Here is a 12,184-nt window from a genome sequence, read left to right as displayed (position 1 = left end):
CATGTATCACATGCATCCCGGAGATGCGCTCGTCAGCGCCGGTAGGGGTGATGGTAGGCATACCAGTCGCGGCGACCCCACCAGCGCCGTCCATCCCAGTAGCGCTCACCGTGCCACCCGATCACCACCGCCGGCGCCACCACCACTGGCGGCCCATATCCGACATAACCGGGAGGGGGCCCATAGACCGGAGCCGGCGCAGGATAGGCCGCGGGCGGCGGGGGGGCGGGATAGGCGGGCGGAGCCTGATACACGGGCGCGGGGTAGGCCGGCGCCACCACCACCGGCGCAGGCACGCCGACGTTCAGGTCCACATCGACGCGTGCCAATGCGGGCTGGGCGAGCGCCAGAACAAATGCGCCAAGCCCCAGCGCGTAGAAGTTACCTTGCTGCATGTCGATCCTCATCTTGCAGTCGCAATAAGCTGACTCTAGCCATGCCGCCGCACTGCAGGGGATTACAACTGTAACGATATTTCACGGCGTGCCGGACGCAAGGGGGGCATCAGGCCGAGCGCTCGTTGGTGAGGCGGTACAGGGGCATCAGCTCCTTGACGCAAGCGTCCGAGGCCGATTTGCTTTCCACCCTGATTGCACGGGTCACGGCATCCTTGACCCGGCGCAGCCCGCCCTGCTCAAGGAAGGCCTTCAATGCGGGGTTCTCCATGAAGCGGTTGAATTCGAGCAGGTCGGCACCCGTAATGCCGGCTTCAGCTATCTCCTTGCCCGACAGCGCCGCCTCCTTGGTCTTGCGCCCGACCGGCGAGCCCAGCAAGCGCGCCAGCCGCATCGCCAGTCCGGCATCCTGGATCTCCGGTGCCAGCGCGGGCCGGACTGCCGCCTCGACCACCTCGGGCGAGAGCTTCGCGCGGGCGCATCGCGTGTAGCGCTCTTTGGGGATGGGCCCGATTTTCGCCGGCAGCCTGGCAAAGGCCTGGTCCAGGCCAGCCGCAAGAATGGCGCCGACGTCAAACGCACGGATCAGCGCCGTGACCGCTTCATCGTAAGTCGGGGGGAACAGCTGGGGCGGCTCCGTCGCACGCTCTTCGATGCTTAGCGTGGGCTGCTCGGCCTGGGGCGCCGCCCAGCCGTCGTGGCCGTGGCCGAGTGCCAGCGCAAGGGCGGCTGGCAGAAGTATCGCCGGCAAGATCGGCGGCTTGCCGACCGGCTTCCTGATTGGTATTGGGGCCGCAATGTCATGGGTAACCTCGCCAAGGGAAGCGGCAAGCCCTGGTTGAGCGCATCGGGGACAGTCGTTCATGTTTTGCGCCGGCTCGTCTGGGTATCTCTTGCGGATTATGCCGGGATTGGGCGCGCACGGCCCGCCCGTGCCACGCTGCAAAGCGCCAATCGGGCCGCAACTCCGGGCGGGCGTGGTGTGGAAAGCGAACAACGCACGATTTACGCAGCCGCGCCGCCTGTGTAATATCCGGCACCTGCACGCTTGTGCAGTTGATCGTTCACCCCTTGTTCCTGGAGAGTAAAGTGCCCCGCACGTCCGCCATCACCCTCTGATGCCGACGATACCTGCACACGCAGAGTGCCGATGGCGCGCCCGCGCTCTTCGCCTGCTGTGCTTGCCTCAAGCGCTTACGCTGTCCCAGGCCTGAGTTGCCTGCCGGGGCACCGCCAATGCCACCACGCGCCATCCCATCGTCGGCTCCAATCTTTTCTGGAGTTCGAAATGACGATGCAAGAACCCGAAGCGCTTCGGGAAACCAACCCTGCCGACCCGATTGCCGATCGCGTGAAGTATCCGCGCACGCTGCATTTGCCGTGGTCGCCAGGACTTAGCGACGATGACCGGAGGATCGAGTCCCTGGATGCCTTCCAGGGCTGCCGCGTGATTGTCACGTCCAAGATGGACGGAGAAAACACCTCGCTCTACCGCACGGGCATGCACGCCAGGAGCCTGGACAGCCGCCATCATCCAAGCCGTGACTGGCTCAAGGGATTCTGGGGCGCGATGCGCATGGATATTCCGCAGGGTTGGCGCGTCTGCGGCGAGAACCTGTTCGCCATGCATTCGATCCGTTACCGCGACCTGGCTTCGTTCTTCCTTGGGTTCTCGATCTGGAACGCTCGCAATGTATGTCTCGGTTGGGATGAAACGCTGGAGTGGTTTGCCCTGCTCGGTATCGAGCCGGTGCCGGTGCTTTACGACGGCGTGTTCGACGCCGCGGCGATCCAGTCCCTCTGGGGCGAACGTGAGCGCGAGCGGATGGAGGGCTATGTGGTCCGGATCGCGGGCGCGTTCCCCTATGCCGGTTTCAGGCGCTGCGTGGCGAAGTTCGTGCGCAGCGGGCATGTGCAGACGGACGCGCACTGGATGCACAACCACGCGTTCGAGCAGAACCACATGCGTGAGCGCGCAGGAGAGCCGCAATGGAAATGACCGACCTGTTGACCGCAGCGAACCAGCAATCGCTGCGCACGGCACCTGTGCTGCGGGCGCCTGCCTACACGAGCCTGATGGCACTCGTGCCTGCCCCGGGTGTCGACCCGGACTGGCAGGCCTTGATGGCGGCATTCCCATGCCTGGAGCCGTTGCGCCGCACGCCGCAGGATCCGCGTTATCACGCGGAGGGCGACGTCTGGACCCATACCAAGCTGGTGGTCCAGTCCCTGGTGGGGCTGGATGACTATGCGATGGCCACTCCCGAGCGCCGCTTTGTCCTGTTCCATGCGGCGCTGCTGCACGACATCGCCAAGCCAGCCACCACGCGGGTAGACCCGCAAACCGGGGCGATCGGCCAGCCGGGCCACTCGGCGCGCGGCGCGGTCGATGCGCGCGTGCTGTTGTGGCGCAGCGGTGTGCCCTTTGCCTTGCGCGAAGCGGTTTGCCGGCTGATCCACGTGCATCAGCTGCCGTTCTATGCCATCCGGGGAAGCCGGTCCGGCGAGTCCGCCGAGATGGTGGTGCGGCGCCTGTCGCTGGAACTCGATATACGCGAGCTGGCGGCGCTGGCCGAGGCCGACATGCGTGGGCGGGTATGCGCAGACAGCGAAGACGTGCTGGTCGACATCGCGCTGTTTCGCGAGCTGGCGCGCGAGGAGGGATGCTACGGCCAGCCGCGCGCCTTCGCGGACCGCTGGACTCGGATGCGCTACCTCCGGGGCGAAGACGTCCATCCGGACTATGCTTACCACCGCGAGGCGGGCTCCACCGTGACGGTCCTGAGCGGCCTGCCGGCCACAGGCAAGAGCACCTGGATCAAGACATGCTGCGTCGGTCTGCCGGTTGTGGGGTTTGACGACGCACGCGAGGCCCTCGGGCTGAAATACGGGAAGAACGAGGGCGCGGCGATGCACTTTGCCGTCGACCAGGCAAAAGCGCTGCTGCGCGAGGGCAGGCCGTTCATCTGGAACGCGACGCACCTGAGCCGGCAGATGCGCGCGAAAACCCTCGACTTGCTGTTCGCGTACGGCGCCGAAGTCAATGTCGTCTATCTGGAGGCCGCGGAGCAGACCATCCTGTCGCGCAACCGCAAGCGCGACACCACGCTGACCAACGCCGCCATCGAGAGAATGCTCCACAGGTGGGAGGTGGTGTCGCCGGTTGAGGCGCATTCGGTCACCTATCACATCGCCAATTGAACCGGATGCTGGCCCGTGCCATGCCATGCGGCACGGGCGCATCAGGACTCAGGAACCTGCGGGAGGCGCAGCCACCTTGCGCCCAGCCATGTGATGCAGATACGCCAGCAAGTCCTTCAGATCCGCGTCGGACAGCGTTTTTTCGTCGATCGCCGACATGCGCGCGTTGGGCCACCAGCGCAGCGACTGCGGGTCGCGGATCAGCGTGGCCAGCTTGTCGTCGCCCAGATAATCGACGGCGCTGTGCGGCACATTCAGATCGGGGCCAAGGTGCGCGTCGCCGACCCGGTTGAGGGAGTGGCACGAGAAGCAAACGCGCTGGAACGTCGCGAAGCCGCGCATGACCGCGCCGTCCGCCGGCAGGCCGGGGGCGGGCCGGATGGCCGCAAAGCGCTCCGCCGGCGGCGCGGTGATGTCGATGCGCACGATGCTGTACGTCCAGAGGCTCTCGTTGACAAGGGAAGCGGCGCGGCCCGCCGGCACTGTCCAGATCAGGCGGAACGGCCCGATGTCCTGGCCCTTGAGCGTCGGCCACGGCGCGGCAGGATTTTCCACCGCGAGCCAGGCGCGCGGCTCGTCGGCGCTATCGGCCAGCAACAGGCGCGTCGGCAGGTGAGAGACATAGCCATCGCTGGCTGCGGTCGTCGCACTCGCGTCGGCCGTCACCGGCATGCCGCGCAGCAGGGCGGCCAAGGGAATCGCCTTGAACGTCAGGCGGCGTTTCAGGTTGTCGTCGTCCACCGTCACGTCGGTCAGGCGGCGGTCTTTCAGCAGCGCATCCCGCGTCCAGTTGCGCTGTTGCGCACCGGCGGCAATGGTCAGCGTCGCCGTGTCCGCGGCGCAAGCCGGACCCGCCAGGAACGCCATGGCGCATCCAAGCGCACCAACGGCCATTGCGATCCAGACTTTCATGGGTCTTCCTCCAGGGCGAGCGAACAATGTGCGGCGGTGGTTGGCGATCATTCTAGCCGTTGCAAGCGAGCGTCGGCCTTTTTCGCCGGCTCGGCGGCGGGCGCGGTCGTTTGCATGATCGTTCGTCATTTCTGCGTATCGGCGCGCCCGGCGCCGAGCGCTTCGAGCAGTGGCTTCAGCGCATCGAGTTCCGCGCCAAAGCCGCCCCAGTCGCCTGCCTTCAATCGCTCCATGGCGCGGTCATAGTGGGCGAGTGCCTCGCGGGCGCGGCCGTCTGGTGCGCCACCGGGCGCGGCCGCCACCGGGGCCGCCTCCTTGAAGAGCGCCGCCAGGGCCGCGCCCAAGGTTTCCTCCATCACCACATGGTCGCCATAGGCGGCGATCACCCGTTTCAGTTCGGGCAACTGACCGGACTCCGCGCGCAAGTAGAGCGGCGAGACGTAGAGAATCGAGTTGTCGATGGGCACGACCTGGAGGTGGCCGCGGATGACGCGCGACCCCATCTGGTTCCACAGCGAAATCTGCTGCGAAATCTCGGTGTTTTGCTGGATGCGCGCCTCGATCTGGAATGGCCCATAGACCAGCTTGTCCTTGGGAAAGGCATAGACGACGAGCTTGCCGTAGTCAGGCGGATCGCAACGCGCCGCCAGCCACGCAATCATGTTCTCGCGCTGGCTGGGCACCATCGGCAGCATCAGCACGAATTCGGCGCGCGGCTGCGCGGGCAGCCGCACGATCATGTAGTAGGGCGTCATGGGCATGCCGGGGCCGGTGCCCGCATCGATGTCGGCCTGCTTGCGCGGGAACTGCCAGAGGTCCTCGCGGTTGTAGAAGACTTCCGGCGTTTCCATGTGATAGGCGCGGTAGACCTGCGCCTGGATCAGGAACAGGTCTTCGGGGTAGCGGATATGCTGCTGCAGGTCTTGCGGCATCGCGCCCAGCGGCTTGAACAGGCCCGGGAAAATGCGCTGGTACGTTCGTACGACGGGATCGGCGGCGTCGCTGATGTAGAAATCGGCTGTCCCGTTGTACGCATCGATCACCACCTTGACCGCGTTGCGGATGTAATTGTCGCCGTCACCGGTGCCCGGCTGGGAGTATGGGAACCAGCGGCTGGTGGTATAGGCATCCTGGATCCAGAAAAGCCGCCCGCCGCCGACGACGATGTAGGGGTCATGGTCGAGGCTGAGGAACGGGGCGATCGTGCGCACCCGGTCCTGGATATTGCGATGGAGCAGGATCCGGCTCGCGGGCGTGATGTAGCTGGTCACCAGGATGTTGGGATCGTCGAATTGCCAGGCGAAGAGGGCCTGCAGCGCCATGCTGCCGATCGCGACGCCGTCGCGCCCGTGGTAGGTCGTATAAACGTTCTCATCGCCTTTGGGGTAATCAAATTCGGGCGCGTTGCCGTTGACGATCACATAGCCCTTGCCGCCTTCACCAAAGTACAGGCGCGGCTCGACCATGGGCGGGCCGCCGTTGGAGACAGGCGGAATATCCTTCAGGTAAAGCGTAGGCAGGCCTTCCGCGGATTTCTCCGTGACCGGCGACATCACGACGCCATTGCCGTGGGTGAACAGGAGATGCAGGTTGACCCAGGTCTGGGCATTGGCAGGAAGCAGCGACGGCTCCAGCTCCCGCGCCGAGAGCATCACCTGCTGGTAACGGGCGTCGAACCGGTAGCGGTCGATGTCCGTCGCCAGGAATTTGTAATAGGTCCTGATCTCCTGCAACTGCGCGTAGGTATCGCGCAACGGTTGCAGATCCCACAGGCGGATGTTGTCGATGGTCGGGCGATTGGCCTGCAGCGCGGCGAGATCGAGGTTCTGCTCGGCGGGAAACGGCTTTACCGAGATTTGCGCCAGGCCATAGGCGTCGCGCGTCAGCGCAATGTTGTGGGCGATATAGGGCGTCTCCAGCTGCAGTTCGTTCGGCTTGACATAGAAACGCTGGAACAGCGCCGGGTAGATCAGCACCAGTACCAATGCACTGCCGAACACGGATAGCGCCGAGGCGGCAGGAATGCGATAGCCCCGCCAGCGCATATTGGCCCACGAGGCGGCTGCGGCCGCGGTGGCCAGGCCGATCAGCGGCCACAGGACTGGCAGCCCCACATGGATATCGGTATAGCTGGCGCCTACCACCACGCCGTTGTCCCCGTAGAGCAGCAGAAAGCGGTCGAGCCAGTAGGACCAGGCCTGCAGCAGGAAGAACAGGCCCAGCAGGGCCGAGCCGTGGGCCGCGGCCGCGGGTGAAAGCCCGCGCGGCGAGCGCATGCAGGCGATGTCGCCGCGCATTCCGTACACCGTGGCCGCCGCCGCAGCGCTGCAGCACAGCAGCAGTAGCAGCCAGTTCCTCAGCGCAAGATAGGCGGGCAGCGAGAAGAGATAGAAGCCGATGTCCTTGCCAAAGATCGGATCGGCCTTGCCAAAGGGCACCTGGTTGAGGTAGCGAAGCACGAGGTCCCAGTCCGGGATTTCGCTGGTGGCGAGGAGCAGGCCCAGGAGGACGGCGGCACCGGCGATGGCGGCGTGCCAGGGCAGGTGCGGCGCGACTTCGCCCACCAGCTCGCTCAAGACCTCTGCCTTCCAGGAGCCGGGCGGGCTCGCATAGCGGTGCGCCAGCGATCCCGACACCCAGATCGCGCCAGCCGACGCAGCGAAGACAGCGGCGAACAGAAGCACCTTGGTGACAAGGACCGTCCAGAAGACGTTGACATAGCCGATGGAGGAAAACCACAGCCAGTCAACCAGCATGCCGGTGAGGCGGCCGATGACGATCAGGCCGATGATGCCAACCGCAACCCTGGCGGTAATGCGCCTCAGGCGCAGGCCGGATATCCCTGGCGAGCGCATCGATCATGCTCCTTTGCCGGACCGTCATCCGTAGCCTGCGGCTGCCCGCAACAAGGCAAAGGTCCAAGCTGGCCCGGCCCGACAATTCATTGTAGGTGGGGAATCATCCGGCAGCAGATGGACATTTACGGGCTGTTTATGCCTGGCCGATAGCTTTCTACGCCATTTGCATGGACGAGTTCTTAATCTGTGGACTGTCCAAACCGGTGAGCAACATGATGCCGCACAGCCGCAATGCACTACGCACAGGCCAACCTCATCACGGTGGCGGGTATTACCTGAAACTGACCGGATGGCTGCTAGCCCTCGGTTTGTTGTACGCCTTGTCATCGTGATACCAGTCTGCGCCGACTGCGCAAGGCGATGCGCGCAGGCGTGCCGTCAGCCTGCCGCCTTTTGTTCCAGGTAGTCCACCAGCAGCCTTGCCGCTGGCGAAAGGCTTGCCTCGTCGCGCATGCAGATCGCGAAGCGGCGCTGCGCCCAGGTATCGGTGAGCGGGACCACCCGTACGCCAAAGCCGGCGTAAGTGGGCTCGACCACCTCGCGGGGCATGATGGCAAGACCCAGATTCGCGCGCACGCAGCGCAGGGACGCATCGAACGAGGAAACCACCACGCGGTACGCCATCGGCTTGCCGATGATGGCCGCGGCGCGCGCGAGCATGGTGTGCACAGCCGTCTGCCCGGGCAGCCCGATGTGGTCGAACTCCAGTGTTTGCTCAAACGTGCAATCCGCCTGGCTAGCGAGCGGATGCTCGGGATGCACGATGGCCGCCAGGGCATCGCTGCGATAGGGGCGGGTCCGGAATCCTTCCAGATCCGCGGCATCCCAGCAGATACCCAACGGTGCGGATCCCTCACGCAATGCGCGGACGAGGTCGCGGCTGAGGCTTTCCTCGACGGTGACGCGGATGTCCCGATGCTCGGGCACCTGCAGGAAGCTCGCGATATCGTCGGGCAGCGACTCGGCCATGCACGATACGGTGGCCAGCAAGCGGACTTGCCCCTTGATGCCGGTCCCGTAGTCGGCCATGTCGCGCTCCACGCGATCAGCCGCGGCCAGCATGGCGCGAGCGTGCTCAAGCAGGATCTCACCCGCCGCGGTCGGGATCACGCCGCGCCGGCGCCGCTCGAACAGCGTGACGCCCACCGTGTCTTCCAGCTGCGCCAGCCGCTTGCTGATGGCCGAAGCCACGATGTGCTGCTGTTCGCCGGCGCGCGCCATGTTGCGGGTCTCGCAAACCGCAACAAACAGGCGCAGGGAGGTGAGGTCTAGATCACGCATCGAAAGCCTTCAACGGTGGATTTCCAGTCTGGAAATTAAGTGCGGCCATCTTAACGTTTCTTGTCATCACCGGAAATTCCTCGGGCTGGACACGAGCGGTGGCACTTGGCGCCTCGTGTGCGGCAGTCGGCGGGCCGCTGGCTTGAGCACGCTTCGGAGTGATTCGCTTAGATGTTCCAATCCGGAATGCTGGTGCTTCTTGATTACCGCTTCTGGCCTAGGCTGGAACAACATAGAGTGCATAGGCCAGACTGAAGCACTAATCTCCGAGGGGACACAGATCCAATGACAACGCACATTCCATCGGCACCGCGCCAAGCCGTGATCCGCGAGGTCGGGCTGCGTGACGGGCTGCAAAGCATCGCCACCATCCTGCCGACTTGCGCCAAGCGCGAGTGGATCCAGGCGGCCTATGCGGCGGGCCAGCGGGAGATCGAAGTCGGCTCGTTCGTCCCGGCGAAGCTGCTGCCGCAACTTGCCGATACCGCGGAACTCGTGGACTTTGCCAGGTCGCTGCCGGGGCTGTTCGTCTCGGTCCTGGTGCCGAACCTGCGGGGCGCGGAGAACGCCATCGCCAGCGGCGCGGACCTGATGCTGGTACCGCTTTCCGCCAGCCATGCGCATAGCCTGGCCAACCTGCGCAAGACCCCCGACGAAGTCGTAGCCGAAGTCGCCAGGATCCGCGCCGAGCGCGACGCGGCCGGCTCCCGCACGCTGATCGAAGGTGGCGTGGGCACGGCCTTTGGCTGCACGATCCAGGGTCATGTGGATCCGGACGAGGTGCTGCGGCTGATGCAGGCCCTGCTGGACGCGGGCGCCGATCGCGTGAGCCTGGCCGACACGGTGGGCTACGCCGATCCCGGCATGGTCCGCCGCCTGTTCGAACGCGCCACGGCTATGGCCGGCGACCGCTTCTGGTGCGGCCACTTCCACGACACGCGCGGGCTTGGCCTGGCCAACGTCCATGCCGCCCTGGAGGTCGGGGTGACCCGCTTCGATGCCTGCCTCGCCGGCATCGGCGGCTGCCCGCACGCGCCCGGCGCCAGCGGCAATGTCGCTACCGAAGACCTGGCCTACCTGCTGGGCAGCATGGGCTTCGATACCGGCATCGATATCAGCCGTCTGCTGGCGCTGCGCGAGCGCGTGGCCGGCTGGCTGCCCCATGAAACCCTGCACGGCACGTTGTGGCGCGCCGGCCTGCCCAAGACATTTCCCGCATCGGTTGCCGATGCGGCTGTCCGCCTGAGAGAGAACCATGCACGCTGAACATGCCTCCTTGCCGCTCGCCGGCGTCCGCGTGGTTGAGTTCACCCATATGGTGATGGGCCCGACCTGCGGCATGATCCTCGCGGACCTGGGCGCCGAAGTCATCAAGGTCGAGCCGCCCGGTGGCGACAAGACCCGCAACCTGCCCGGCCTTGGCATTGGCTTCTTCCGCTCGTTCAACCGCAACAAGAAGAGCGTCGTCATCGATATCACCACCCCGCAAGGGCAGGCCACGGCAGCGGAGCTGGTTGGCCAGTGCGACGTGCTGCTGGAGAACTTCCGCCCGGGGCTGATGGCGAAATGCGGGCTGGATTACGCGACGCTGTCCGCCAGGTTTCCCGGACTGATCTACGTCTCGCACAAGGGCTTCCTGCCCGGTCCCTATGAACACCGCCTGGCGCTCGACGAAGTCGTGCAGATGATGGGCGGCCTGTCCTACATGACCGGGCCCAAGGGCCGCCCGCTGCGCGCCGGCACCTCGGTCAACGACATCATGGGCGGCATGTTCGGCGCCATCGGCGTGATGGCTGCCCTGCGGGAGCGCGACCGTACCGGCAAGGGGCAGGAAGTGCAGAGCGCGCTGTTCGAGAATTGCGTGTTCCTGTCGTCCCAGCATATGCAGCAGTTCTCGATGACCCGCGAGCCGCCGCCGCCGATGCCGTCGCGCGTGTCCGCCTGGAGCGTCTATGACGTGTTCACGCTGGCCGAAGGCGAGCAGCTCTTCATCGGGGCCGTCAGCGACAAGCAGTTCAACACCTTGTGCGACGTGCTGCAACGTCCCGACCTGGCCGCTGATCCGGCGCTTGCCACCAACGCGATGCGGGTGGCGGTACGCCCGGCATTGCTGGAGCGGCTTGGCGAGATTCTCAAGGACCATCGCGTGGAAGCGCTCGCGCCGAAGCTCGAAGCCGCGGGCATTCCCTACGCGCCCATCATGCGTCCGGAGCAACTGCTCGATGACCCGCACCTGAGAGCAAGCGGTGGCCTGGTGCCGATGCAGACCGAGGACGGCGGCACCACCGACGTTGTGCTGCTGCCGCTGTTGATGGGCGGACGCAGGCCCGGCGTGCGCATGCCGCTGCCGGGCATTGGCGAGCACAACGACGAAATCCTGTCCGGCCTGGGCGGGCGTGCCCCGGACTGAATCCTCCCGCATTGCCACGTGGCTTCGGACGGCCACGCGGACCAGAACGATAAACATACGGAGACAGACATGGCATTCCCCCTTTCGCGCCGGGCAGCACTCGGCATGGCCGTTTCGGCGATCGCACTTATGCTTGCCTTGCCGGCCGGCACCGTGCTGGCCCAAGGCTCGGGCCGGCCGGTGCGCCTGATCCTGCCGATCAGCGCTGGCTCGGGCGTGGACGCGATCGCACGCGCTGCCGGGCCTGCGCTGGGCAAGAGCCTGGGCCAGCCAGTGGTGATCGAGAATCTTCCCGGCGCCGGCGGCATGACCGGCGCGGCGGCGGTGGCCAAGGCGCCACCCGATGGCACCACGCTGGGCCTGTTCTCCAACAACCACGTGATCAACCCGAGCGTGTACAAGAAGATGCCGTTCGACGCGATCAAGGACTTCACGCCCATCAGCGTGATCGGCTCCACGCCGCTGGTCCTGGTGGTCAACCCCAAGGTTCCCGCCAGGAACGTGCAGGAACTCATTGCCTTGCTCAAGGCCAAGCCCGATTCGCTCAACTATGCGTCGTCGGGCAACGGCACCATCATCCAGCTCGCCGCGGAAATGTTCCTCGATGAGGCGCATGTCAAGGCTCGCCATGTGCCCTACAAAGGCACCGGACCGATGATGACCGACCTGATAGCGGGCCAGGTGGAGATGGGGGTCGTGGCCTTGAACGCCGTGGCGCCCCACCTGAAGAGCGGCACCCTGCGCGCGATCGGCCTGTGCGGCGCGACGCGCTCGCCGGCCGCACCGGATATTCCGACCATCGCAGAACAAGGCTTGCCCAACTACGCGGTCGAGGGCTGGTTTGCCGTGGTAGGCCCCGCAGGGCTGCCGCCGGCCGAGGTCAAGCGCCTCAACACGTTGTTCGCCAAGGCTTTCACCAGTCCGGACGTGCTGGAAGTGATGAAGAAGCAGGGCAATACGATCAGTCCCAGCACGCCGGAGGCAGCCGCCAGGTTCTTCCAGAGCGAAGCGGCGCGCTATGCGGCCCTGGTCAAGAAGGCCAATGTGACCCTGGAGTAAGGGCAGGGGCCGCATACCTCATCGCATCCTTCGGTGAGTCGATGCGATCCGTGCGGCAGGCGCCGGCC

The 12,184-nt window shown here is 65.6% G+C and carries 10 protein-coding genes; 5 read left to right on the top strand and 5 right to left on the bottom strand.

Annotated elements, in window-relative coordinates; all coding sequences use genetic code 11:
• Positions 1 to 32: 32 nt before the first annotated feature.
• Entirely contained in the window at positions 33 to 395 is a 363-nt protein-coding gene (locus tag AC1Q7Q_RS13250; RefSeq protein ID WP_459371228.1) for a hypothetical protein, read from the bottom strand.
• 109 nt (positions 396 to 504) lie between these two features.
• Positions 505 to 1,146, bottom strand: coding sequence for a hypothetical protein (locus AC1Q7Q_RS13245; RefSeq protein ID WP_492376175.1), 642 nt, complete (start codon positions 1,144 to 1,146; stop codon positions 505 to 507).
• A 537-nt stretch (positions 1,147 to 1,683) separates the two neighbouring features.
• Here AC1Q7Q_RS13245 and AC1Q7Q_RS13240 point away from each other — a divergent pair.
• Together AC1Q7Q_RS13240 and AC1Q7Q_RS13235 are read left to right on the top strand one after the other, a co-directional pair.
• A complete protein-coding gene (locus AC1Q7Q_RS13240) occupies positions 1,684 to 2,394 on the top strand; it encodes an RNA ligase family protein (RefSeq protein WP_492376176.1) in 711 nt (236 codons plus the stop codon).
• A 77-nt stretch (positions 2,395 to 2,471) separates the two neighbouring features.
• Positions 2,472 to 3,596 carry an AAA family ATPase gene (locus AC1Q7Q_RS13235; protein WP_492376190.1) on the top strand — a complete coding sequence of 375 codons (1,125 nt, stop codon included), beginning with the start codon at positions 2,472 to 2,474 and terminating at the stop codon, positions 3,594 to 3,596.
• 48 nt (positions 3,597 to 3,644) lie between these two features.
• Here AC1Q7Q_RS13235 and AC1Q7Q_RS13230 read toward each other — a convergent pair whose 3' ends face one another.
• The 3 genes from AC1Q7Q_RS13230 to AC1Q7Q_RS13220 form a co-directional block, all read right to left on the bottom strand.
• Complete coding sequence (locus AC1Q7Q_RS13230; protein ID WP_492376177.1) at positions 3,645 to 4,508, bottom strand: cytochrome c; 864 nt, start codon at positions 4,506 to 4,508, stop codon at positions 3,645 to 3,647.
• A gap of 125 nt (positions 4,509 to 4,633) precedes the next feature.
• Complete coding sequence (locus tag AC1Q7Q_RS13225; RefSeq protein ID WP_492376178.1) at positions 4,634 to 7,363, bottom strand: UPF0182 family membrane protein; 2,730 nt, start codon at positions 7,361 to 7,363, stop codon at positions 4,634 to 4,636.
• A gap of 381 nt (positions 7,364 to 7,744) precedes the next feature.
• Entirely contained in the window at positions 7,745 to 8,647 is a 903-nt protein-coding gene (locus AC1Q7Q_RS13220; RefSeq protein ID WP_492376179.1) for a LysR family transcriptional regulator, read from the bottom strand.
• Positions 8,648 to 8,932: 285 nt separating this feature from the next.
• Between AC1Q7Q_RS13220 and AC1Q7Q_RS13215 the strand changes: the two genes are divergently transcribed.
• The 3 genes from AC1Q7Q_RS13215 to AC1Q7Q_RS13205 all read left to right on the top strand — a co-directional run bounded on the left by AC1Q7Q_RS13215 (position 8,933) and on the right by AC1Q7Q_RS13205 (position 12,116).
• Entirely contained in the window at positions 8,933 to 9,913 is a 981-nt protein-coding gene (locus AC1Q7Q_RS13215) for a hydroxymethylglutaryl-CoA lyase (protein WP_492376180.1), read from the top strand.
• A complete protein-coding gene (locus tag AC1Q7Q_RS13210) occupies positions 9,903 to 11,057 on the top strand; it encodes a CaiB/BaiF CoA transferase family protein (protein ID WP_492376181.1) in 1,155 nt (384 codons plus the stop codon). Before AC1Q7Q_RS13215 ends, AC1Q7Q_RS13210 begins: the two co-directional genes overlap by 11 nt.
• Before the next feature lie 69 nt (positions 11,058 to 11,126).
• Entirely contained in the window at positions 11,127 to 12,116 is a 990-nt protein-coding gene (locus tag AC1Q7Q_RS13205; protein ID WP_492376182.1) for a Bug family tripartite tricarboxylate transporter substrate binding protein, read from the top strand.
• Positions 12,117 to 12,184: the final 68 nt, after the last annotated feature.

The sequence above is a fragment of the Cupriavidus sp. GW823-FHT07A04 genome, from assembly GCF_058794615.1.
The sequence above is the reverse complement of the archived record's forward strand: the minus strand, read 5'-3'. Positions and strand labels throughout refer to the sequence as shown.